Raw genomic sequence first — 22,708 nt, 5'->3', positions numbered from 1 at the left:
GAGGAGATATCGATGCGTAAAAGAGAAATTGGACTATTTGCTGCGTTGATTGCTGCGACATCCGTCGGAATCCGGGAATGGAAGAAAAATCAGGCGTTTGCGAAACGCGTCAAGCAAGAGACAGAAGCGCAAGTACGCCAGGCAATCGTGGAGGGTCAGACAGATGGAACAGATGAAGACACTGCAACAAAAGGTTGATGCGACGATTCGCTCACTCGGCGGTTATTTTCGACCACTATCTGGTCTGGCACGTTTGACGGAGGAAATCGGTGAGGTCGGAGAAGCACTTGAACAAAATGATGTAGAAGCCCTTCGCTCGGAACTTGTCGACGTCTTGATGATCTCGACTTGTCTTGCGAATCAATATGTGACGAATCTTGCAGAACAGCATGAGACACTCGGTACGGTAACCGATGATCAGGACGGTTCGTTTTATCGACTTGTTCATGAAGCAGGTCAAATCGCACGTGTCATGAACGGGTATGAAGGCGATAAACCGCCGAAAGCGAAGGATACAATCATTCCAATCGGTCATTCCATCGCACGTCTGCAACGGGAACTATTTCGTTTAGCACGACCGCTTCAACTCGATTTACTGACAGAGATCGACCGGACGAATGAAAAGAATCTGAAGCGGGATAAAACACGCTTCGCGTTGACGCGTGATCCCATCACGGAAGAGACGATTGATCATTTCCGGAGTGCGACAGGAAGTGAGGCGCGCCTCTGGGGAGCCCCTATTTACGAGGATAACCAAACACTAGCGGATCATATGGAGGCAGCTCTACCATCGCTTCGACGATTCCTCCGTTGTGCGTCGATTGAGGGGATTGAGGCGTTCGTCTTCGAAGCACCGATGGAACGCTCGCGTAGTTTGGTTGAAGTGAAAGAACTAGCGGACGAAATGGGGCGCTTGATCAAAGAGCGGACACCGCTTGATTTCAAGGACTCTCCGTATCGATTAGAAGTCTTTGCGCCACAACTCGGTCCAATCTCACCGTATCATGCGGAAGACGATCATCGAATGTTCCTCGTGTTGTATATTGATTGAGAGGAAATAAGCCGCCTGCTCTCGTGAGCAAGCGGCTTATTTGTCGTCGGCTTATCGTAAACGAGACGACGCTGCCTCGTCTTGGTCTTGCCATTGTTTCATGAAGCGCTGGATACGCGCGATCGCTTCTTGTAGCTGTTCGATTGAACTCGCGTAACTTGCCCGGACATAGCCCTCACCACTTGCTCCGAAGACGGATCCTGGGACAACGGCGACACGTTCAGCAAGTAACAATTGCTCCGCGAACTCTTCACTCGTTAGTCCAGTATGACCGATGTACGGGAAGGCATAGAAGGCACCTCCTGGTAAGTGTGTCGGGAGACCGGCATCATTTAACGCCTTGACGAAATAGTTCCGGCGTTGTCGATAACTCGTCACCATGTCAGGGACCGTCTTATGACGTGAACGGAGTGCTTCAATTCCTGCAAACTGGACGAGCGTTGGTGCACACATCATCCCGTATTGATGCACTTTCAGCATCGATTGTGTGATTGCAGGTGGTGCGCAAGTGAAGCCAAGCCGCCAGCCTGTCATCGCGAAGGCTTTCGAGAAACCATTGATGATGATCGTTCGCTCCCGCATACCGGGGAGGGTCGCGAAACAGATTGCTTCCGTTTCGTACGACAGTTCCGCATAGATCTCGTCACTGATGACGTATAGATCATGTTTTTGGACGAGTAACGCAAGATCGGCGAGTTGATCGCGTGTCATCGTCGATCCCGTCGGATTCGATGGGAAACAGAAAATGATCGCTTTCGTCTTATCTGTCAGTAGTTGCTCAATTGTTTCCGGTTGAATCGCAAAACCATCTTCTGCATGGCAGGCAGCAGCGACAGGGATTCCTCCGGCGAGTTCAATTAAAGGAGCATACGAGACAAATGCCGGTTCGACGACGATGACTTCATCACCGGGATTGATCAAACTACGAAAGGCAAGGTCGAGTCCCTCTGATGCACCTGTCGTAACGATGATCTCTTCCGTCGTTGAATAGGAGATCGCGAATTTTTCTTGCATGTAAGTTGCGATTTCTTGCCGGAGTTCGAGTAGACCGGCGTTAGCACTATAAGCAGTATAGCCTTGTTCAAGCGCAGCAAAGCTCGCTTCCCGTACGTTCCATGGCGTGACGAAATCAGGTTCACCAACACCGAGGGAGATGACGTCTTCCATCGATCCTGCTAGATCAAAGAAACGGCGGATGCCGGACGGGGCTAGCTGTTCGACACGTTCAGAGAGAGACTTCATGGAGACACCTTCAATCGTTTGTCATCATCATCCTGACTGAATAGGACGCCATCATGCTTGTATGTCTTCAAGCGGAAATGCGTCGTCGTCGAGATGACAGAATCGAGCGTCGATAATTTTTCAGAGACGAATTGGGAGACTTCTTGTAATGACTTGCCATCTAGGACGACTTGCAGGTCATATGCGCCTGACATCAAATAAAGAGACGTCACTTCCGGGAAACGATGGATGCGTTCGGCGACTTCGTCAAAGCCACGTCCCCGTTTCGGTGTGACTTTGACGTCGATGAAAGCTGTCACGCCGTGATGGGCATGGATCTTTTGCCAGTCGATGACAGCGGTGTAACCGAGTAGGACACCATCGCGTTTGAATGTCTCGATTGAAGCTGCCACTTCTGACGCTTCCCAGTCGAGCATTTGCGCAAGCAAGTTCACGTCCATTGGACCATTTTGTGTTAGTAACGCTAATAATTCGAGTTGTTTTTCGGTATACATGGGATCACTCACTTTCTGTCAATTGACCATTAAAGGTACGGCGTGTCTGACGCAAGCGCGCGCGACGTTCCGCCTGGACGATATGGAAGTTCTTCATTTCATTTGTCGGAAGTTGATGTTTTTCGACAAGACGATCAAAATAGACACGTCGTGCTGCATCTTGTCGTGCTGATTCATGATTGCCGGACGGGTTGAAGGCGTACAAAACGGTTGCACGCGCCGGATGGAGGACTAAATGATCCTTGCCGACCCGTAAGATCCAGTCCCAGTCCCAGTAGTTGAAGACTTCCTCATCAAATAGACCGAGTTGATCATGAAGCGATTTGCGGTAGAGTGACCCAGACGGAATGTACGTCGAGTCTTCGCGTATCGTTTCCGAATCATACGGATACGCGAACGGCTCAGAATCAAGTGCGATTCGGTGATCGCCTTCCCAGCGATACGTAAAGAGCTCTGCATCCGTATATGTCAAATCCGCACCTGCTTCGATATCACCGACCGCTTCTTCGAGGTGACTTGGCAACAGGAGGTCATCGTCATCATGAAGTAAGATATATCGACCGGAGGCGAGCGTGACACCATGGTTTCGAGCGCGCACATGATGGTTTTCAGGTAGATCGACATATGTCAGTTGCAGACGATCCTGATAAGCAGCGGTCACTGCCGAGACATCGTCTCCATTATTGTTTAGGATGATGACTTCGAAGTCTTGATAGTGTTGACGCGTCAACGCTTCTAGCGCTTCTGCTAATTCGCGAGGACGATTGTACGTCGGAATGATGATGGATACGGTTGGCATCAGTGATCGCTCCTTGAACAAAGACACCTGTCCAGGAACAGGTGTCTTCTTGTTTTTTTACATGTACTGTTCGATACGTGGAAGCAATTCATTCCATTCCGCTTCTGGTTCTTTCGTGACAGTCACGAAGTCGCCGTAAGCGAACAGATTGTCGATGCCATCGATGGCGATCAACGATGCAAGCAACGCATCTTCAGGCGTATCTTCTTTTTTGACACTCGTACTTTTAGCACCGAAGCGCTGTTCTTCTAGTGTGATTTTGACGGAATTCGGATTTGGTGTGTAATCGACTTGCATGAGGTAAGCTCCTTTCAACGTACATACGTATATGCCGTCTTTCGTGATAGATGGATTGAGTCCTTCTTCCTTATAGACGGAAGATCGATACGTTCAGTATATCAGAAAATTCGAAGAGAATATTTTTCTTATGATAGGAGAAATGAACCATCTTTATTTTAAGGGTTCACTTGAACTTATAATGCTTTTCGCTCGCTATCTCAATATATCTCAAAAGGCGTCATGATGCCTTTTTCAAATTGTTTGACCTGAATTTCAAAGCAAGGGGTTATTTTTTTGAATTTCAGTGATAACCTATATCTTGTACATTAACAGGTTTAAAAACGTCTAAAACGTCTATATATAGAGTGACACTTGTAGAGTTCCTTCTATATGTAGGACGTCTTTTTTTAGTTTAGCGTATTTCATCGTGTAATGCGAACCTGTTTAACGATAGAGAATGGGAGTGGTTCATAGTGGCATCTCCACTGAATACAGCACGCATCTTTAAAGGTGCAATGACAATAGAAGACGTATATGTCGTGATTCGACAGGCAACGGAAGCGTATCCGGAGCTCGATATCGACCGCTATACAGAACGTGCCATCCGAGCGCTTGAAGGGAAGTCCTTACAAGCAGATCAAGTCTATGAACTGTTAACGATGCACGCACTCGATATGTTGAAGGCAGAAGAGCCGAACTGGACATTCGTAGCGACAGCGACTTACTTAAATCGGTTATACCTTGAAGCAGGTGAAAATCGCGGATATGCAGCAGAAGAACGGTATGGCTCGCTGTATACACTGATTGAAAAACTGACAGAGATTGGCATCTTCACGAAACATTTACTAGATGCGTATTCGAAGGAAGACATCAACGAACTGTCGGCAACGATCGATCCAGCCCGCGACCACTTGTTCACATACATTGGTCTTCGAACACTTGCAGACCGGTACCTCGCACGTGATCACGTCAAAAACTTGTACGAGCTACCGCAAGAACGATTCATGGTCATCGCGATGACGCTGATGCAGAATGAACCGAAGGAACGCCGTTTAGAACTTGTCAAAGAAGCTTATTGGGCATTGTCGAACCTTTACATGACAGTTGCAACACCGACACTTTCGAACGCTGGTAAGTCTTACGGTCAGCTCTCGTCGTGTTTCATCGATACAGTCGATGACTCACTACGCGGAATCTATGATTCAAACACGGACGTAGCGACGCTTTCTAAAGGTGGCGGCGGAATCGGCGTCTACATGGGGAAAATTCGCTCACGTGGTTCAGACATCAAAGGCTTTAAAGGCGTTTCAAGCGGCGTTATCCCATGGATGAAGCAATTGAACAACACGGCAGTCAGCGTCGATCAGCTCGGTATGCGTCAAGGTTCGATTGCGGTTTACCTCGACATCTGGCACAAGGATATCCTCGAGTTCTTGGATGCGAAGCTCAACAACGGGGATGAGCGACTTCGGACACATGATTTGTTCACAGGCGTCAACTTACCGGACCGTTTCATGCGTGCTGTTGAAGCACGGGAAGACTGGCACTTATTTGACCCACATGAAATCCGGACAGTCATGGGCTTCAGTCTTGAAGATTACTTCGATGAGACGGAACAAGGTGGTAGTTTCACAGAACGATACGAAGCGTGTGTCAATGAACCACGCCTCAGCAAAAAAACAGTTCCAGCGATCGATCTCGTCAAACGCTACATGCGTTCGCAACTCGAGACAGGGACGCCATACATGTTCTTCCGTGACGCGGTGAACCGTGCAAACCCGAATAAACATGCAGGGATGATTTACTCGTCAAATCTCTGTTCGGAAATTATGCAGAACATGAGCCCGACGACCGTCACGGAAGAATATACGGAAGACGGTAAAATCATCGTCACGAAGACACCAGGTGACTTCGTCGTCTGTAACTTATCATCGATCGCGCTTGCACGAGCAGTTCGTTCTGACGTCTTAGAGCGCTTGATTCCGATTCAAATGCGGATGCTTGATAACGTCATCGATCTAAATACGATCGATGTCCCGCAAGCGCAATTGACGAACCAAAAATACCGTGCCGTTGGTCTTGGAACGTTCGGTTGGCATCATCTGCTCGCACTCGAAGGCATCCGTTGGGAATCGGTTGAAGCGGTACAATACGCAGACCGTCTCTATGAGAAGATCGCTTACTTGACGATTGATGCGTCGATGCAACTCGCGAAAGAAAAAGGGGCGTACCGTCTCTTCGAAGGATCGGAATGGCAAACAGGTGAGTACATCAAACGTCGCCATTACAAAACGACGGATGAACTCGATTGGGATCGTCTCCAAGCGGACATCACAGCGTACGGTATGCGTAATGCCTACTTGATGGCAGTCGCACCGAACTCATCGACAGCAATCATTGCGGGTAGTACGGCATCGATTGATCCAATCTACAAAAAAGTCTACTCGGAAGAGAAGAAAAACTATAAGATCCCAGTCACTGTTCCGGATTTAACACCGGAAACGAACTGGTTCTATAAATCAGCGTTTGAGATTGACCAGTTATGGAGCATTCGTCAAAATGCTTCGCGTCAGCGTCACATCGACCAAGCAATCAGTTTCAATCTGTACGTGAAAAATAACGTCAAAGCAAAAGAGTTACTCGAGATGCATATGGAAGCATGGCAACTCGGGATGAAGACGATCTACTACACGCGTTCGACGACGGTTGAGATCGACGAATGTGAGTCGTGTTCATCATAAGATAAGGAGGACGATATCATGAAGGCAGCAATCGTATACGCGTCATTGAGTGGAAACACGGAGGAGGTGGCAGAACTCGTCGCAAAGACGTGTTCTGAAATGGGAATCGAGCCGACGATGTTGTTTGCGGACGAAGTGACGACGTATCAGTTAATGCCTTATGATATCGTCTATTTTGGTTCGTATACGTGGGGAGATGGACAATTGCCCGACGATATGCGCGACTGTCTTAGAACGGTTTTAAAGGATAGCACGCATGCGATTCCGCAAGCAGCTGTTTTTGGAACGGGGGATAAGATGTTCGTCAAATATTGTCGCGCTGTCGATGAGATGGCGTATCACCTCTCAAAATTCGGTGTACCGCTTGCCGGAGAACTGTTGAAAATCGAACAGTCCCCGCGTAACCGTCCACATCTCGTCAAGGAATGGACCAAACGGACTATTCTTCAATTACAGCAAGAGGGAGTCGAAGCACATGGAACAGCTACAAAAAATCAAACTGCTTGATGCACGTCATCCGAATCGCGCGACAGCGATCATCGGTGGCGAAACAAGTGCCATCGTCAACTGGAACGACATTGCCTATCCACAGTTTTATTCAATCTACAAACAACTGTTATCAAACTTCTGGATTCCAGATGAGATTTCGATGTCAAAAGACATGCAGCAGTGGAATCAATTAAGCGAACGGGAACAAGATGCCTTTAAACGGATCATTGGTCTACTCTCGATCCTTGACTCGGTTCAGACGCGCTACATCCTCGAGTCAGCGATGTTCACATCGGATTCATCTGTTCATGCGATTCTCGCGATCATCGCGCAACAGGAAGTCGTTCATAATCAATCGTACAGCTACGTCTTATCCAGCTTAGTTCCATTGGCTGAACAAAACCGGATTTTTGATATCGCAAAAGACGATGACATGGTCATGAAGCGTAATGCATTCATTCTTGATTTATACGAAGACTTCCAAAATGACCGGACGCCAGAAAACTTTGCGAAATCACTCGTTGCGTCAATCGTTCTCGAAGGCATCAACTTCTATTCAGGCTTTGCTTTCTTCTACAACTTAGCGCGTCACCAAAAGATGGTCGGGACGTCGACGATGATCAGCTATATTCAACGTGATGAACTCCAACACTCGTACTTCATCAGTCAATTGTTGCGTGCAGTTCTGTCAGAGCACCCAGAAATCGATGCTGACGGTTCATTCACACAATTCGTCTACAATACGTTCAAGCGTGCCGTTGATCTTGAAATCGAGTGGAGCGAATACGTCTTGCGTGATTTAGACGGTCTTGACGTCAGTGAAATGCGTGACTACGTCAAATATCTCGCGAATAAACGTCTTCGCGTCATTGGTTTGTCTGATCTTTACGAAGGGCACGACGAAGACGTCATGCCATGGATTCGTGCGTATTCAGATGATTCGATGAACGCAACAAAATCGGACTTCTTCGAACAAAAATCACGTTCATATGCGAAAGTAACGGATGCGAATGGATTCGATGATCTGTAAGTAATAAATAGATTAATTGATGATTGCTTCTACTCTATATTTCCTTTACGCTAGGACAGGTGAGGTCTTGCTCGACTCCTGCGGAAAAACAAGTCATCGACCCTGGAAGATGCAGTGCATCTGAAGCGGCATGAGGGCTTGTCCGCGGAAAGCGCGCAGACCAAGACTGTCCGTTTTTTTGATAGTCTTATCTGTCTTTTGTCTTTATCGTTTCAAGCATTACTTTTCTTTATCACTTAGGTCAATTGAGTAATAGAACAAAAAAGGGCCGAACTCGGAAAGTTCGGCAGAATCAGGGGGAATACTTGAAGTCTTGCTACTAAAATGTTCCCTCGTGAAATAAAAAATAAACAAATTCCAAAAATATTTTTTACGATACAAGAAAAGTGTGTTATTATAAGTTGATGAATTTAGTTAGGGAGTGTATACATTATGGCAAACTTTGAAAAAGACCAAGTCGTTACTGGTAAAGTAACTGGTATTCAAAACTTCGGTGCTTTCGTAGCACTTGACGAGCAAACACAAGGTCTCGTCCACATCTCAGAAATCTCACACGATTACGTAAAAGACATCAACGATTACGTAAAAGTTGGCGATGAAGTAACTGTTAAAGTTCTCGACATCGACGAAGCTAACAAAAAAATGAAGCTTTCGATCAAAGCAACTCAGGAAGCTCCAAAACGTGAAGCACGCGCGAAAGGTCCACGCAAAAACGCTGGACGTCGCGATGCAGGTCCTGCTTTCAAACAAGAAGAAGCACCTGGATTCAACGTTCTTAAAGGTAAATTGGAAGAATGGATTGAAAAATCAAACTTCCAAAAATAAGCCACATGAGAGAATCGACATCGGTCGGTTCTCTTTTTTTATGCAATTTTTACATAGAATAAGCATTAAATTAGATGCGAAAGGGGAATGTGTGGATAATGTAAGGTGTTCATTACTTATTGAGGAGGCAACACAGATGGAAAACTTTGAATATCGCAATCCAACGAAACTTATTTTTGGTGACGGTCAAGTCAGCCAACTGAAACCACAACTCGAAGCACTTGGTGCAAAGAAAGTCATGCTCGTCTTTGGTGGCGGTAGTATCAAACGTAACGGCGTTTATGATGATGTGACACGTGAACTCAACGCGGCAGGAATCGAGTACGTCGAATGCGACGGTGTCGAACCAAATCCACGTATCGAGACAGCAGAGCGCGGTATCAAAATCGCACGTGAAGCAGGCGTAGACGCATTGCTTGCACTCGGTGGCGGTTCTGTCATCGACTGCACGAAATTGATTGCTGCTGGTATCCCGTATGAAGGTGAAGCATGGGATCTCGTTATCGGTAAAGCGACACCAGAGACAGTCATTCCATTCGGAACAGTCTTGACGCTTGCAGCGACAGGTTCTGAGATGAACGCTGGATCCGTTATCACGAACTGGAAGACACAAGAGAAATACGGTTGGGGTAGCCCGCTTACGTTCCCAACATTCTCAATCCTTGATCCGAAATACACAGTCAGTGTGCCAAAAGATCAAACGATCTACGGTATCGTCGATATGATGAGTCACTGCCTTGAGCAATACTTCCACCCTGCGCATGCACCTGTCCAAGAACGTATGACAGAAGGTGTCATGAAAGCAGTCTTCGAAGCAGCACCAAAACTCGTCAACGATCTCGAGAACGTTGAACTTCGTGGCACAATTCTCTTTGCTGGTACGATGGCACTCAACGGTGTTCTTCAAATGGGAGCACGCGGAGACTGGGCATCACACAACATCGAGCACGCTGTCTCAGCTGTTCACGATATCCCGCACGCAGGTGGACTTGCCATCCTCTTCCCGAACTGGATGCGCCACGTGCTTGACGAATCAAATGCACATCGCTTCGTGACACTCGGTGAAAACGTCTTTAACGTTGACACGGAAGGTAAATCAGAGATGGAAGCAGCACACGCGACAATTGACGCAATCAGTGCTTTCTGGACATCACTCGGTGCACCAAACCGTCTTGCTGATTACGACATCAAAGAAGATACAGTTGATTCAATCGTCAAGTCAGCGATGACACGAGGCGACTTCGGAAACTTCAAATCACTTGGAAACGAAGATGTTCGTCAAATCGTGACAGCTGCCCTATAACAATCTGTAACATTTGCTACTCATTTCACAAAAGACTTGAACGACCTTCCTTCTTGCGTTTTAATGAAAAGGAAGGTCGCATTTCGTTGCGAATGAATAAGGAGGACGATGGCATGTCAACAGTACGTTTTGATTATTCGAAGGCCCTACAATTCGTAGGTCAACATGAAGTAGATCATATGGCGGAGACAGTAAAGACGCTTCACCATGCGATTCATGCAGGAACAGGCGCAGGAAGTGATTTCTTAGGATGGGTTGATCTTCCGACGAACTACGATCAAGCGGAGTTTGCACGCATCCAAGCGTCTGCAGAAAAAATCAAGTCGGATTCTGATGTGTTGTTAGTCGTCGGAATCGGCGGTTCATATCTCGGTGCACGTGCTGCGATCGAGATGCTCGGACACTCGTTCCACAATTTATTATCAAAAGAAGATCGGAAAGCACCACAAATCATCTATGCCGGTCATAACATCTCATCGACGTATCTGCACGATTTATTCGAAGTCCTCGAAGGAAAAGATGTATCGGTCAACATCATCTCAAAATCGGGTACAACGACAGAACCAGCGATTTCGTTCCGTCTCTTGAAATCGTTCATGGAAGAGAAATACGGTAAAGCAGAAGCGAAACACCGGATCTATGCAACGACGGATAAAGCACGCGGTGCATTAAAAACACTCGCAGACTCTGAAGGATACGAAACATTCGTCATTCCGGATGATGTCGGTGGTCGTTTCTCTGTTTTGACACCGGTTGGTCTCTTACCAATCGCAGCAGCTGGTATTTCAATCGAAGAGTTAATGCAAGGGGCACGTGACGCGCAAGAGCGCTACGCGAGCGAAAACCTAGCTGACAACGAGGCGTATCAATACGCAGTCGTTCGAAATGCGCTCTATGCGAAAGGGAAGACGATCGAGCTTCTCGTCAACTACGAACCAGCACTTCATTATGTATCGGAGTGGTGGAAACAATTGTACGGAGAATCAGAAGGAAAAGACTTCAAAGGAATCTTCCCAGCAGCAGTCGACTTCTCGACTGATCTTCACTCAATGGGGCAATACGTCCAAGAAGGCCGTCGTGACCTGTTCGAGACAGTCATCAAAGTCGGTCAAGCGCGTCATGCATTGACAGTTGAAGAAGATGCTCAGGATCTCGATGGATTGAACTTCCTTGCAGGTAAGTCGATTCAGTTCGTCAACGATAAAGCAGCAGAAGGTACGTTGCTTGCACACACAGACGGACAAGTACCGAACTTGACAGTCGAACTTCCAGAGATGACACCGTATCACCTCGGATTCTTGTTCTACTTCTTCGAAAAAGCATGTGCAATGAGTGGTTATCTTCTTGGAGTGAACCCATTCGATCAGCCAGGCGTCGAAGCGTACAAGAAAAACATGTTCGCTCTTCTTGGAAAACCAGGATTCGAAGCAGAAAAAGCAGAACTCGAAGCACGTTTGAAGTAATACAAAACGACAGTCGATTGTTCCCGAGTGGAACATCGGCTGTTTTTTTGTGTTCATCTGATGATAGTAGGCTATCATTTTCCAGATTTAGAGCCTTTCCTGGCGTTTTCACTTTTAGAATACCCGTGAAACAGGTAAAGTGAAGTTAGAAGAAGAAATGAGGTGCACGTACGTGATTACATTCTTGGATTATTATCAAAATCAAGTGGAGTTAAGTTTTGATGACCATCCGTTCTCGGATCGTCCTTTGCACGTGTGGGTCATTGCCGTGTACGAAGGAAAATGGTTGCTGACCCATCATAAGCAGCGTGGTTATGAATTTCCTGGTGGAAAGGTTGAACCAGGGGAGACGGCAGAAGAAGCCGCACGGCGTGAAGTGATGGAAGAGACGGGTGGGAAAATCGATTCCCTATCATATGTTGGACAATATCGTGTTGCCGGAAAAGGCGATACGATCATCAAAAACATCTATTTCGCGCAGATCGGATCGCTGTCGTCTCATCTTGCCGTGGATGAAACCGATGGTGCTTTTCTGTTCGAGGAACTCCCTGATCGTCTCGACACGAACCGACAATATAGCTTCATGATGAAGGACCGTGTCCTTCCGGAGACGCTCCGTGTACTTAGCGAACGCCGATTGGTTTGAGCTTCCGCGTCAAGGTCCGTTTCGGACGTTTCGGATGTTCTACACGACGGCGGACGGGGAACGTGTCGGTGCCTATATCGTCTTACCGCAAGTCGCGAACGGTCAGGGAATTCTCTACTTGCGTGGTGGTACGCGTTCGATCGGAATGGTCCGACCGACACGACTGCTCGCATTCGCGCAGGCTGGTTTTTTCGTCATGGCACCTTTCTATCGGGGAAACTTAGGCGGGACAGGAAAAGAAGACTTCGGACATCGAGATGTTGAAGACGCATGCAGTGCCTTTGACTGGTTGCAGCAACGTGTCTCGCATGTACACGCATTCGGTTTTTCTCGTGGTGGACAGATGGCATTGCTACTGGCGCATCACCGTCCGGTTGCCCGAACGGTGTCGTGGGCAGGGGTGACCGAGCTGACGTGGACGTATGAAGAACAGAAGACGATGCAAAAGATGCTGCGACGATACACGGGAGGTACACCAGACACCGTTCCTGATGCATACGCGGTTCGCTCGCCGCTCCATGTCGCACCTCAAGGTGAGGTGTTGTTGATTCACGGTGCGTATGACGAGAATGTTCGTTTACGACACGCAACGGCTTATGTTGCGCGTCATCCCGAGCAGACGACACTTCAGACCTACGCCTATGCGCATCAATTTCCGATTCACGAAAAGTTACGTGTGACGCGGAATGTGTTGAGGTGGTTTGAGACTGGTAATTATAAGCGATGAGATGACCGGTACGATGAATGTCGTACCGGTTTTTGTGTGTCATCTCAAGCGTTTTAACTTACATAACGGATGGAAAAAAAGAATATTGATTCATTGTAAAAAACAATAAACTTCCTGAAAAATAACTTTTGATATAATTAGTACCATATGAGTAATGTAGAGGGGGATGGAGGACGATGGATATCTTATTGGCACGTCAACCCATCGTTGACCGAATCGGAGCAGTTGATGCATTTGAGTTGCTGTATCGTTCCGTCAAACAAATGAATGTATTTGATGGTGATCTAGCGACGATGGATGTGTTAACGAATACACTCGTTCATATGGGTGTGGAACATGTCGCTGAAGGGAAAAAACTTTTCGTCAACTTTACAGCGGATCTATTGAAAAGTGATCTGATTCACTATTTAGATCCAAGTCGGTTCGTTATCGAAATTTTAGAAACTGTCGATATCGATACAGAGATGTTATCTGTGCTGCACAGTTGGAAAGAAGCAGGTTTTACACTAGCACTCGATGATTTTGTGACCGATTTACTTCGTCAACATGGAACAGAATTATTCGCACTAATTGATTTAATTAAAATCGACATCGAAGCGATTCCCACTCGCGAGCAAAGTGCGATTTTGCATATTGTCCGGCGTAATTATCCCCATATTAAGATGCTAGCCGAACGAGTCGAGACACATGAGGATCATACACGCTGTCTTGATATGGGATATGATTGGTTTCAAGGCTATTTTTACGCTAAGCCAATGTTGATGAAGGGAAAAGCTGTCCCTCCTCAAGTGCCGGTCTTGCTGAAGATGCTAAAATGGCTCGATACGGATGAAAAATACGATGAAGTCATTGATGAGATCGAAGCAAATCCTTATATCAGTATTCAAGTACTACAATTAATCAATTCTCCAGGAATGGGATTACGAAATACAGTCAGCTCTGTTCGTCAAGCTATCTCACTACTCGGCTTCTCGCAACTCAAAAGCTGGATTTCGTTGATTGTCTTACGCGAGATGAAGCTTGCTAGTCCTTACGAATGGTCGAATGAGTTACTCCGCTCTTCCTTACATTGTGCAAAACTTTGTGAGTTATTTGCAAAAGAGACGCGTACGCTTAAGCCGGAGAGTGCCTATATGATCGGATTGCTGTCACATATTGATGCGTTATTGTCCGTAGACATCGACGACATCATCGGTCAATTACCAATCGAAGATTCCTTGAAGGTTGTCCTACAAGGAAAAGATCATCCGTTCCGAGATTGTTTAGTGCTTGCGATCAGTGCAGATCGCGGTGATTTTGATCAGTTCGAACTGCTCAGTCAACGTTTAGATGTCTCGCTTCCGCGAGCCTATGCGCTACTAGCAGAAAGTCAGGAATGGCTCAAGCAAAAAGAAACACATCTTCAAGAAAAAACAGATTCTGTTTTAGACTGAAAATGAAGAGGCTGACTCAAAAAAGAATAACTCGTCTTTTCATGCTCTTTCCTCAGGCGAGACACAAGCCAGTTTTCCTGCTTCATTCCAGCAGGAAAGCGGGTCTTGTTTGTCTCTGATAGCGCATAAATGCGCTTTTTCCTGTAGGAGTTGCGTGTGACGCGTCATTCCTTTTTTTGTTGACCATGAATTGATTTTCTTAAGAGATGTACTGATTTCTAAACATAAAAAAGAGCCCGAAGGCTCTTTTTTTATAGACGTGGACCTGCTGACTTGATCGCATCCGTCGCACTTTCGAAACGAAGGAAGTTGTGTTGGAATTTCTCAGCAAGCGAACGCGCTTGTGTGTCGTATTCGTCCGGATTTGACCAGACGCGTACAGGGTTGAGTAACTCACTTGGAACACCTGGCACTTCAAGAGGCATATGAAGTCCGAAGATTGGGTGTTCTTCAGTCGGAATCGTTGCAAGAGTGCCATTGACGGCAGCATTGACCATCGTCCGTGTGTACGATAGCTTCATCCGGCTACCTGTACCGTAAGCGCCACCTGTCCAGCCTGTGTTGACGAGATAGACGGTAACACCATGACGATCAATCAATTCTCCGAGCATCGTCGCATATTTTTCAGGCATGAGTGGAAGGAACGGTGAACCGAAGCACGTTGAGAATGTTGCTTCTGGTTCCGTGACGCCACGTTCTGTCCCAGCGAGTTTTGATGTATAACCCGAGAGGAAGTGATACATCGCTTGTTCTTTCGTCAGTTTGCTGATTGGAGGCAAGACACCGTACGCATCAGCTGTCAAGAAGACGATCGTCTTCGGATGACCAGCGCGTGATGGAACAGCGATGTTATCGATCGCTGTGATCGGATAAGCGGCACGTGTATTTTCCGTCAACGATATGTCATCGTAATCAGGATGACGGGCTTCATCGAGAACAACGTTTTCAAGGACGGTTCCGAAACGGATCGCGTCAAAGATTTGTGGTTCTTTTTCACGCGACAGGTTAACCGTCTTCGCATAACATCCACCTTCAATGTTGAAGACACCGTCGTGCGACCAACCATGTTCATCGTCACCAATCAATTGACGGCTATCATCAGCGGAAAGGGTGGTCTTACCAGTACCGGATAGACCGAAGAACAAAGCGACGTCTCCTTCGTGTCCAACGTTTGCCGAACAGTGCATCGAAAGAACGTTTTCTTGTGGCAAGAGGTAGTTCATGACGGAGAAGATTGATTTTTTGATCTCACCGGCATATTCCGTTCCACCGATCAAGACGATCCGGTGCTCGAACGACATCGCGATGAACGTCTCAGAGTTCGTTCCGTCAACGGCAGGATCTGCCTTGAAATGTGGCGCGTAGACGACCGTGAACGGTTCGAAAGCAGCGACTTCAGGATATTCGCGTAAAAAGAGTTGTTTGGCAAAGAGGTTATGCCAAGCGTATTGTGTGAGCACACGAACCGGAAGGGTGAAGTGCGTATCTGCGCCAGCAGCAGCTTCTGTGTAGTAGAGCTGATCGGCTTCGTTCATGTAACGAAGAACCTTTTGTAACAATTGTTCAAATTTGTCTCCATCCATCGGTTGGTTAACATGACCCCAATCAATGTGAGATTCGCAGGAAGAATCACGGACGATGAACTTATCTTTTGGTGAACGACCTGTAAATTTCCCCGTTTCTACAGATAATGCGCCGTTCTCTGCAAGGACACCTTCTTCGTTTCGAATCGCATGTTCGACAAGTTCAGCAACAGATAGTTGTTTGAACACATGCTCTTTCTTGAGTAGTTCTTCGATATTCAGGACCGTCATCGGCATCCTGACCCCACCTTTCCCCTACGTTGGTTTTGGCTCACTGTATTTAGTATGACACATTCATTATATATGACATACTAAAGAGAGAGCAATCATTTTCTCGTGCTGATTTCTATTTATCTGGAAACGCTTTCAGCACTAACAGTTTAACATCTCTTTCAAAAAGTTTCGACTAGAATTTGAAACCTTGCTTGACAGAGTAGGTACAACTTTATATCATGTAATTCGTAACGGATACTCTTATTCTGAGCAGGTGGAGGGAACAAGGCCCGAAGAAACCCGGCAACCGTCCTACATTAATTCACATATTAATGAGGGAAAAGGTGCTCTCCTGAAGCGAAGTAAACACTTCGAACGATAAGAGGGTAAAGGAAGAACGCACAACCTTTCCCTGACCATTTTTTGGACTTGGAAAGGTTTTTTTCATTTTACCGTCCCACTCAACTAGGGGAAATGAGTACACCGTCAAATTCTTTTTTGGGAGGGTCATACATGACAAACCTTAATCGCCGACTATTCACGTCGGAGTCAGTCACTGAAGGTCATCCAGATAAAATCTGTGACCAAATTTCGGATTCAATTCTTGATGCAATCCTCGCAGCGGATCCAAACGCACGTGTTGCAGCAGAAACTTCTGTTACAACAGGTCTCGTTCTCGTTGCAGGTGAGATCACGACATCAACTTACGTCGACATTCCAAAAGTCGTTCGTGAAACGATTCGTGAAATCGGCTACACACGCGCGAAATACGGTTTTGACGCAGATACGTGTGCTGTATTGACATCAATCGATGAGCAATCAGCAGATATCGCTCTTGGTGTTGACCAAGCGCTTGAAGCACGTGAAGGTAGCATGTCTGATGCAGAAATCGATGCAATCGGTGCAGGAGACCAAGGTCTCATGTTCGGTTATGCAACGAAAGAAACACCAGAACTCATGCCACTTCCAATCTCACTTTCGCACCGTCTCGCACGCCGTTTGGCAGAAGTGCGTAAAAACGGTCAACTCGACTACCTTCGTCCGGACGGAAAAACACAAGTCACGGTCGAATACAACGAAAACAACGAGCCGGTTCGTGTCGATACGATCGTCATCTCGACACAACATGCGGAAGAAGTTACGCTTGAGCAAATCCAAGCTGACTTGAAAGAACACGTCATCACACCAGTCATCCCGGCTGAATACATCGACGCAGCAACGAAATTCTTCATTAACCCAACTGGTCGTTTCGTCATCGGCGGACCACAAGGAGATGCTGGATTAACGGGTCGTAAGATCATCGTTGATACGTATGGTGGATACGCACGCCACGGCGGTGGAGCATTCTCTGGTAAAGATCCAACAAAAGTCGACCGTTCAGCTGCATACGCAGCACGTTACGTCGCGAAGAACCTCGTTGCTGCAGGTCTTGCAGACAAAGCAGAAGTTCAACTCGCGTACGCAATCGGTGTCGCACACCCAGTATCAATCGCGGTTGATACATTTGGCACAGGAAAACTTCCTGAAGCACAACTCGTCGAATTGGTTGCTGAAAACTTCGATCTTCGTCCGGCTGGAATCATCAACATGCTTGATCTCCGTCGTCCGATCTATCGTCAAACAGCTGCATACGGTCACTTCGGTCGTACAGATGTTGAGCTTCCATGGGAGCAAACAGATAAAGCAGCAGTTCTTGAAGAACAAGCAAAACGCTTCGCATAAGCAACACGTCCGGAAATCCTCAGAGGGTTTCCGGACTTTTTTGTTTCCACGGAACTTTGCAGGAGACGAATGTTTTTTCTAGAAGAGGGTAAAAGTACATGAGTCAATTCGTATGAATAAAAAGGGGGGTTCCGATTATGGAAATACGCGAAGCTATTCCAGCTGATGCAGGACGTATTCATGATATCGCCATCACATCCTGGTTGGATACGTATGAAGAAATCTATTCCGAACGCTCGAAAGCTCATTTCGTGCAGGAAGCGTATCCGCAGGAAGAGGTCGTTCGTGCGATCCGGACGGCGGAAGAAGCACGGGGAGAGTATTTTTATGTCGGAATCATCGATGAGGAAGTCGTCGGATTCATTCATGCTGTTGATGTCGAGGGAACATGGGAGATCATTCGTCTCTACGTTTTGCCAAAATATCAGCAAAACGGGATAGGGCGACGTTTGATTCGTGAACTCGAACGACAAGGAGCCGTCCCACTCGAAGTCTACGTGGAGGCACGTAACTATAAAGCGCGTCAGTTCTTGACCTCATTCGGTTTTGAGGAACTGAGTGAGATGACAGAAGAAGTCTTTGGTCAAGCAGAGTCTGTCATTCGACTTCGCCATATCGCGTCGTGAAATCCGTCTTGGGACGGTTTCGTATGCGTCTGAAGTAAAGTATCGTGAAAAGGAAGTATGAAGTGAAGAGGTGAGTTTGTGGTTGAACAACCAACAGGAATCATCGTATTAGTCTATCCATTGCAATTACGTGCCCGTCCGAGCGAAGCCTTGATTCGGGTACTCGAACGAGAGTATGAAGTGTTACTCGTCGACGCCCCACGTCGCATCTCGTTTGAAGAGCATGGTCAATTATTGAAAGAAGCATTACGCGAAGCCGGGAAACGAAAGCTACCGATTCATATCGTTGCTTGTAGCATGGGCGCACTCGTCGTCAATCGTCTATTGCAAGAATATGAATTACCAGTCGCAAGCCTTGCGTTCATTTCACCGTTGTTTGATTGGCATCCGTCAAAACAACTCGGGGGTGTCAAACAAGTTTTCGCGAGTGCGTTTGATCGTTTCCGTCCTGATGCGCCACTCGGTACATTGCCGTTTGGCCAAAGTACGGAGGATACCGTTCGAATCGGTGAGTTGACGTATGCACAATATCGAGAAATCGAAGAGGAAATCGTCGTGCATGACGAGGAGCGAAAAAAATTACCTCGTGTCAACTTAGCCTGTTTTTATGCACCGGACGATCAGTTCGCAGACGTCAAGTTGACGCTCGAAGTATGCCGGAAAATGGGTGGCGATCAGATTTACTTACAACGCCTACATGGTTTTCCGCATTTCAGCTTCGAACGATTGAATACTCGATTTGCGGAGAAATTGATGCTGTTCTTTAAATTAGTCGAAGAGTGAAAAAGTGATGGTTTCCTTAGCGGAAACCATCACTTTTTTTCGTTTCTATCGTCAGCGGACTTTTTTCTCAATCGCGATGATGAACGGTGGGTGATTCTGTTGATTCAAGAAGCGGTACTGAAGGACAGCGTAATCTTGTTGGTCAAGGGCCGTCACGTAATCAAGTACAGCGTCGCGTTCTCGTTTTCCTTCGAGGTGACCATGGTAGACGACGAGGACGACGAGACCACCAGGAGCAAGGACCGGGAGAAGGGCGTCAAGCGCCTCAAGCGTCTCTTCACCTGTCGTTGTGATCGACTTATCGCTTCCGGGAAGATATCCAAGATTGAAGACACCGGCACGGACAGGGCGTCGTTCGTCTGATAGACGGGCACCGACATGGATGTGACTTTCGTGATAAAGATCGACACGCTCTAACATTTTGGCTTCGTCTAAACGACGTGTCGATTCCTCGATGGCTTGTGCTTGAACATCGAACGCAAGGACTCGACCTTCTGGACCGACGCATTCTGCTAAGAACTGTGTGTCGTGTCCATTTCCAGCAGTCATGTCGACGACACAGTCTCCACGTTCGATGACGGACTCGAGCAATTGTTTTGTATAAGGTAGTACACGGGCAAGTGGCATGGCATAGACTCCTGTTCCTATGGTCTGTTTTTCTCTTTCGTATATGATCATCGTGTGTATGATTCCTCTTGCATTATACCATCTTTTGAATCATTGACGAAAAGTGAAGTGGCTTGACAGGGAGGGGACGGATTGCGTAAAGTGGCAAGGTTGAGAATGAAATAGGAGGACCACGGGTATGCCAAAATTACCAAAAGCGGTCTGGATCCTCGTCCTTGCGATGGCAATTAATACGACGGGATCCTCTTTTTTATGGCCGTTTAATACATTATATATTCATGAATATTTAGGGGAGTCGATGACGAAAGCAGGGATGGCGTTGTTCGTCAACTCGGCACTCGCAATCGTCGGAAACTACTTAGGGGGGAAGGCGTTTGACCGCCTCGGTGGTAAAAAAACGCTCGTCATCAGTGTCATCGGACTTGTCTTGTCTTCCGTCGGCTTATTGTTGTTTCATCAGACGTATGTCGGATACGTCGCGATGCTTGGTCTAATCGGATTCGTCGGCGGGATGGTCTTCCCGACGATTTATGCGATGACGGGTGTCATCTGGCCAGAAGGTGGACGCCGTGCCTTTAACGCGATCTATGTCGCCCAAAACGTCGGTGTAGCCCTCGGGACGGCTGTCAGTGGTCAAATTGCTGCCTTCTCGATTCAGTACATCTTCATTGCCAACCTCGTACTGTATATCGCGTTTGCTATCATTTTGTTCATCGGCTTGTCTTGGATTCAGGCACCAGCACGGATGCATACAACACATGACGAGACTGAAACGACACGGACACCACTCGCACGCGGTGCAGCGCGAACGATGTTGCTCGTCTCGATTGGTTATGCCTTACTTTGGTTCGTGTATGTACAGTGGCAAGGCACGTTTGCCGTCCATACGAAATCACTCGGTGTCACGATTTCCGAGTACTCGATTCTTTGGACGATCAATGGAGCACTCATCGTCTTTGCGCAACCACTGCTCACTCCAATCTTGCGTTGGTTTGGTGACGACTTGAAACGACAACTGATGACAGGTACAGGGATTTTCCTCTTGTCTTATCTGATTGTTCCGTTCGCCGGAGGATTTAAGATGTTCCTCGTAGCGATGATCATCCTGACGATTGGTGAGATGTTCATCTGGCCAGCTGTCCCAGCCATGGCTGCGCGACTTGCGCCAATCGGAAAAGAAGGCGAGTTCCAAGGGTACGTCAATATCGCTGCTTCAGCGGGACGGATGATTAGTCCGACCGTTGGAGGATTAATCTACGATTTATCCGGTATGTCAGCGGTCTTCCTGACATTGATTGGATTGATTTTGTTAGCGGGTGTGGTCTTCCTTCGTGCCATTCCCAAAATTACATCGTAAGCGTCATTTAAAAGACAGCGGATCAATGTCCGCTGTCTATTTTGTTACACAATAAAGTCAAAAATTATAAAACAAACATTTATTAATATGGAATATTTCGGTAGAGAAACGGGTAGTTTTTAATCAAGGATTTGAAAAAGAAAGGTCATGTGAACGTTGCTTCTTTTTGACTGGAGGTGCACGAATGGAAAGGTGTCAATTCATCACAGATGCCGCAACTTGGTCGACACAGGTACAGCAACAGCCGCTTGATATCTTCTACAGTCACCAATACGTCACGCTCAACGCTAGACCGTCTGAACAAGCCGTGTTATTCCTTTATGAAGGTCATGCAGGAACGCTGTTTTATCCTTTTTTAAAACGTCGCATTTTTGATACATCCTATTCGGATCTCATTACGCCTTATGGTTACGGTGGACCTGAAATCGTCGGTTGCTTAACTGCAACAGAGATTCAGCATGCACGTCGATTGTTTGAAAGATGGGCGGAAAAAGAGTCCATCGTTTCGGAAATGATTCGCTTTAATCCGTTGACGGGCAATGAACGATTCATGCAGGACTGGACAAAAGTTTCTTTCATTCGTCATACGACGAGCATTGATTTACGCCCCACACTAGAAGAAATCATGCAGACGTTTCATAAGAAAACGAGAAGTATGATTCGGAAGTCGCTCGCTTCACCGTTAACTGTTAGAACAGGAACAAAAGAAGATTTGCCTATTTTTTTAGCGTTATATCATGAAACGATGGACCGGAAGAACGCTTCAGCTCATTACTATTTTACGGCAAGTTATTTTGAGCAATTATTTGAAGTGAATCCACTTTGTGAGCCACTACTATTGATTGCTGAAATCGATGGCGAACCGATTGGTGGATATTTCGTATTGCTTGGAAACGAATACGCCCATGGTCATTTGATCGGTTGTAAGCGAGACGAAGCGAAAGTGTTTCCGAATCAGCGGCTTGAGTATGAAGCGATTCTTCAAGCGAAAGCGCGTGGTCTTGTCGAGCAACATCTTGGAGGTGGATACCAAGAACGGGATAGTCTCTTTGAGAGTAAATGCCGTTATACCGGATATCGCCTATTTGAGTATCACCAAGGAAAATCCATCCTTCAACCAGCCATATACGATCAGTTATGTGCACGATACGGATCAGATGCTGATTCTGATTATTTTCCAGCTTACCGACAAACCAGTGTCCAGATGGCGACAAGTTAAACAATATCTAAATGAAGACAGCGAAACGGCTACATCGTGTAGTCGTTTTTTTGATA

At 46.7% G+C, this 22,708-nt stretch carries 22 protein-coding genes and 1 riboswitch; of the genes, 16 read left to right on the top strand and 6 right to left on the bottom strand.

The window, feature by feature from the left end; translation table 11 throughout:
* The first annotated feature begins 12 nt into the window (after nucleotides 1–12).
* Nucleotides 13–198 (top strand): hypothetical protein, encoded by a 186-nt coding sequence (locus K6T22_RS12785; RefSeq protein WP_238237660.1) that lies wholly within the window; start codon nucleotides 13–15, stop codon nucleotides 196–198.
* Nucleotides 164–1,051, top strand: a complete 888-nt coding sequence (locus tag K6T22_RS12780) for a MazG nucleotide pyrophosphohydrolase domain-containing protein (protein ID WP_238237659.1) — start codon at nucleotides 164–166, stop codon at nucleotides 1,049–1,051. Before K6T22_RS12785 ends, K6T22_RS12780 begins: the two co-directional genes overlap by 35 nt.
* 51 nt (nucleotides 1,052–1,102) lie before the next feature.
* Here the strand turns inward: K6T22_RS12780 and K6T22_RS12775 are convergent, their stop codons facing one another.
* From K6T22_RS12775 to K6T22_RS12760, 4 genes are read right to left on the bottom strand one after another with little or no spacing between them, the layout of a single operon-like run.
* On the bottom strand, nucleotides 1,103–2,293 hold the full coding sequence (locus K6T22_RS12775) for an aminotransferase (protein ID WP_238237658.1): 1,191 nt from the start codon (nucleotides 2,291–2,293) through the stop codon (nucleotides 1,103–1,105).
* Complete coding sequence (locus K6T22_RS12770) at nucleotides 2,290–2,787, bottom strand: Lrp/AsnC family transcriptional regulator (RefSeq protein WP_035406085.1); 498 nt, start codon at nucleotides 2,785–2,787, stop codon at nucleotides 2,290–2,292. The genes K6T22_RS12775 and K6T22_RS12770 overlap by 4 nt, the downstream gene beginning before the upstream one ends.
* Before the next feature lie 4 nt (nucleotides 2,788–2,791).
* Nucleotides 2,792–3,586 (bottom strand): glycosyltransferase family 2 protein, encoded by a 795-nt coding sequence (locus tag K6T22_RS12765; protein ID WP_238237657.1) that lies wholly within the window; start codon nucleotides 3,584–3,586, stop codon nucleotides 2,792–2,794.
* Nucleotides 3,587–3,643: 57 nt separating this feature from the next.
* Complete coding sequence (locus tag K6T22_RS12760; protein ID WP_238237656.1) at nucleotides 3,644–3,883, bottom strand: NifU N-terminal domain-containing protein; 240 nt, start codon at nucleotides 3,881–3,883, stop codon at nucleotides 3,644–3,646.
* 455 nt (nucleotides 3,884–4,338) lie between these two features.
* On the opposite strand from K6T22_RS12760, the gene K6T22_RS12755 reads away from it, so the two are divergent.
* The 9 genes from K6T22_RS12755 to K6T22_RS12715 all read left to right on the top strand — a co-directional run bounded on the left by K6T22_RS12755 (nucleotide 4,339) and on the right by K6T22_RS12715 (nucleotide 14,522).
* Nucleotides 4,339–6,606, top strand: coding sequence for a ribonucleoside-diphosphate reductase subunit alpha (locus K6T22_RS12755; protein ID WP_283205685.1), 2,268 nt, complete (start codon nucleotides 4,339–4,341; stop codon nucleotides 6,604–6,606).
* An 18-nt stretch (nucleotides 6,607–6,624) separates the two neighbouring features.
* Nucleotides 6,625–7,113, top strand: a complete 489-nt coding sequence (locus K6T22_RS12750) for a flavodoxin domain-containing protein (RefSeq protein WP_238237654.1) — start codon at nucleotides 6,625–6,627, stop codon at nucleotides 7,111–7,113.
* Nucleotides 7,082–8,125, top strand: a complete 1,044-nt coding sequence (locus K6T22_RS12745) for a ribonucleotide-diphosphate reductase subunit beta (RefSeq protein WP_238237653.1) — start codon at nucleotides 7,082–7,084, stop codon at nucleotides 8,123–8,125. Before K6T22_RS12750 ends, K6T22_RS12745 begins: the two co-directional genes overlap by 32 nt.
* Before the next feature lie 432 nt (nucleotides 8,126–8,557).
* A complete protein-coding gene (gene yugI, locus K6T22_RS12740) occupies nucleotides 8,558–8,950 on the top strand; it encodes a S1 domain-containing post-transcriptional regulator GSP13 (RefSeq protein WP_012371159.1) in 393 nt (130 codons plus the stop codon).
* A gap of 136 nt (nucleotides 8,951–9,086) precedes the next feature.
* Nucleotides 9,087–10,253, top strand: coding sequence for an iron-containing alcohol dehydrogenase (locus K6T22_RS12735; protein ID WP_238237651.1), 1,167 nt, complete (start codon nucleotides 9,087–9,089; stop codon nucleotides 10,251–10,253).
* A gap of 113 nt (nucleotides 10,254–10,366) precedes the next feature.
* Nucleotides 10,367–11,716, top strand: coding sequence for a glucose-6-phosphate isomerase (locus K6T22_RS12730; RefSeq protein ID WP_050678632.1), 1,350 nt, complete (start codon nucleotides 10,367–10,369; stop codon nucleotides 11,714–11,716).
* Nucleotides 11,717–11,888: 172 nt separating this feature from the next.
* On the top strand, nucleotides 11,889–12,362 hold the full coding sequence (ytkD, locus tag K6T22_RS12725; RefSeq protein ID WP_047393467.1) for an RNA deprotection pyrophosphohydrolase: 474 nt from the start codon (nucleotides 11,889–11,891) through the stop codon (nucleotides 12,360–12,362).
* A complete protein-coding gene (locus K6T22_RS12720) occupies nucleotides 12,334–13,089 on the top strand; it encodes an alpha/beta hydrolase family protein (protein WP_238237649.1) in 756 nt (251 codons plus the stop codon). The genes ytkD and K6T22_RS12720 overlap by 29 nt, the downstream gene beginning before the upstream one ends.
* A gap of 176 nt (nucleotides 13,090–13,265) precedes the next feature.
* Nucleotides 13,266–14,522 carry an EAL and HDOD domain-containing protein gene (locus tag K6T22_RS12715; RefSeq protein ID WP_238237647.1) on the top strand — a complete coding sequence of 419 codons (1,257 nt, stop codon included), beginning with the start codon at nucleotides 13,266–13,268 and terminating at the stop codon, nucleotides 14,520–14,522.
* A 251-nt stretch (nucleotides 14,523–14,773) separates the two neighbouring features.
* Here K6T22_RS12715 and pckA read toward each other — a convergent pair whose 3' ends face one another.
* A complete protein-coding gene (gene pckA, locus K6T22_RS12710; RefSeq protein WP_238237646.1) occupies nucleotides 14,774–16,342 on the bottom strand; it encodes a phosphoenolpyruvate carboxykinase (ATP) in 1,569 nt (522 codons plus the stop codon).
* A gap of 234 nt (nucleotides 16,343–16,576) precedes the next feature.
* A riboswitch (SAM riboswitch) is annotated at nucleotides 16,577–16,703 on the top strand.
* A gap of 128 nt (nucleotides 16,704–16,831) precedes the next feature.
* On the opposite strand from pckA, the gene metK reads away from it, so the two are divergent.
* The 3 genes from metK (at nucleotide 16,832) to K6T22_RS12695 (ending at nucleotide 19,449) form a co-directional block, all read left to right on the top strand.
* Nucleotides 16,832–18,040 carry a methionine adenosyltransferase gene (gene metK / locus K6T22_RS12705; RefSeq protein ID WP_023469108.1) on the top strand — a complete coding sequence of 403 codons (1,209 nt, stop codon included), beginning with the start codon at nucleotides 16,832–16,834 and terminating at the stop codon, nucleotides 18,038–18,040.
* A gap of 137 nt (nucleotides 18,041–18,177) precedes the next feature.
* The gene (locus K6T22_RS12700) at nucleotides 18,178–18,666 is read left to right on the top strand and encodes a GNAT family N-acetyltransferase (RefSeq protein WP_053454094.1); all 489 of its coding nucleotides are present in this window, start codon (nucleotides 18,178–18,180) and stop codon (nucleotides 18,664–18,666) included.
* Between the two features lie 78 nt (nucleotides 18,667–18,744).
* Nucleotides 18,745–19,449: a serine aminopeptidase domain-containing protein gene (locus K6T22_RS12695; RefSeq protein ID WP_035396459.1), complete on the top strand. Its 705-nt coding sequence runs from the start codon at nucleotides 18,745–18,747 to the stop codon at nucleotides 19,447–19,449.
* A gap of 51 nt (nucleotides 19,450–19,500) precedes the next feature.
* On the opposite strand, the gene K6T22_RS12690 is transcribed toward K6T22_RS12695, so the two are convergent.
* Complete coding sequence (locus tag K6T22_RS12690) at nucleotides 19,501–20,127, bottom strand: tRNA 5-(aminomethyl)-2-thiouridylate-methyltransferase MnmM (protein WP_283205684.1); 627 nt, start codon at nucleotides 20,125–20,127, stop codon at nucleotides 19,501–19,503.
* A gap of 127 nt (nucleotides 20,128–20,254) precedes the next feature.
* Here K6T22_RS12690 and K6T22_RS12685 point away from each other — a divergent pair, with 127 nt between their 5' ends.
* Both K6T22_RS12685 and K6T22_RS12680 read left to right on the top strand, forming a co-directional pair.
* The gene (locus K6T22_RS12685) at nucleotides 20,255–21,433 is read left to right on the top strand and encodes an MDR family MFS transporter (protein ID WP_238237643.1); all 1,179 of its coding nucleotides are present in this window, start codon (nucleotides 20,255–20,257) and stop codon (nucleotides 21,431–21,433) included.
* A 184-nt stretch (nucleotides 21,434–21,617) separates the two neighbouring features.
* A complete protein-coding gene (locus tag K6T22_RS12680) occupies nucleotides 21,618–22,652 on the top strand; it encodes a peptidoglycan bridge formation glycyltransferase FemA/FemB family protein (RefSeq protein WP_238237642.1) in 1,035 nt (344 codons plus the stop codon).
* The last annotated feature ends 56 nt before the right edge of the window (nucleotides 22,653–22,708 follow it).

Source organism: Exiguobacterium acetylicum (genome assembly GCF_022170825.1).
In the GTDB taxonomy this organism is placed as follows: Bacteria; Bacillota; Bacilli; order Exiguobacteriales; family Exiguobacteriaceae; genus Exiguobacterium_A; species Exiguobacterium_A acetylicum_B.
The sequence above is the reverse complement of the archived record's forward strand: the minus strand, read 5'-3'. Positions and strand labels throughout refer to the sequence as shown.

Excerpts from the sequence above, each read along its gene's own strand:
- K6T22_RS12685 (WP_238237643.1), top strand. The coding sequence starts at position 20,255 with ATGCCAAAATTACCAAAAGCGGTCTGGATCCTCGTCCTTGCGATGGCA.
- metK (WP_023469108.1), top strand. The coding sequence starts at position 16,832 with ATGACAAACCTTAATCGCCGACTATTCACGTCGGAGTCAGTCACTGAA.
- yugI (WP_012371159.1), top strand. The coding sequence starts at position 8,558 with ATGGCAAACTTTGAAAAAGACCAAGTCGTTACTGGTAAAGTAACTGGT.
- K6T22_RS12745 (WP_238237653.1), top strand. The coding sequence starts at position 7,082 with ATGGAACAGCTACAAAAAATCAAACTGCTTGATGCACGTCATCCGAAT.
- K6T22_RS12750 (WP_238237654.1), top strand. The coding sequence starts at position 6,625 with ATGAAGGCAGCAATCGTATACGCGTCATTGAGTGGAAACACGGAGGAG.
- K6T22_RS12770 (WP_035406085.1), bottom strand. The coding sequence starts at position 2,787 with ATGTATACCGAAAAACAACTCGAATTATTAGCGTTACTAACACAAAAT.
- K6T22_RS12780 (WP_238237659.1), top strand. The coding sequence starts at position 164 with ATGGAACAGATGAAGACACTGCAACAAAAGGTTGATGCGACGATTCGC.
- K6T22_RS12715 (WP_238237647.1), top strand. The coding sequence starts at position 13,266 with ATGGATATCTTATTGGCACGTCAACCCATCGTTGACCGAATCGGAGCA.
- K6T22_RS12700 (WP_053454094.1), top strand. The coding sequence starts at position 18,178 with ATGGAAATACGCGAAGCTATTCCAGCTGATGCAGGACGTATTCATGAT.
- K6T22_RS12785 (WP_238237660.1), top strand. The coding sequence starts at position 13 with ATGCGTAAAAGAGAAATTGGACTATTTGCTGCGTTGATTGCTGCGACA.
- K6T22_RS12735 (WP_238237651.1), top strand. The coding sequence starts at position 9,087 with ATGGAAAACTTTGAATATCGCAATCCAACGAAACTTATTTTTGGTGAC.
- K6T22_RS12760 (WP_238237656.1), bottom strand. The coding sequence starts at position 3,883 with ATGCAAGTCGATTACACACCAAATCCGAATTCCGTCAAAATCACACTA.
- K6T22_RS12765 (WP_238237657.1), bottom strand. The coding sequence starts at position 3,586 with ATGCCAACCGTATCCATCATCATTCCGACGTACAATCGTCCTCGCGAA.
- K6T22_RS12730 (WP_050678632.1), top strand. The coding sequence starts at position 10,367 with ATGTCAACAGTACGTTTTGATTATTCGAAGGCCCTACAATTCGTAGGT.
- pckA (WP_238237646.1), bottom strand. The coding sequence starts at position 16,342 with ATGCCGATGACGGTCCTGAATATCGAAGAACTACTCAAGAAAGAGCAT.
- K6T22_RS12680 (WP_238237642.1), top strand. The coding sequence starts at position 21,618 with ATGGAAAGGTGTCAATTCATCACAGATGCCGCAACTTGGTCGACACAG.
- K6T22_RS12690 (WP_283205684.1), bottom strand. The coding sequence starts at position 20,127 with ATGATCATATACGAAAGAGAAAAACAGACCATAGGAACAGGAGTCTAT.
- K6T22_RS12775 (WP_238237658.1), bottom strand. The coding sequence starts at position 2,293 with ATGAAGTCTCTCTCTGAACGTGTCGAACAGCTAGCCCCGTCCGGCATC.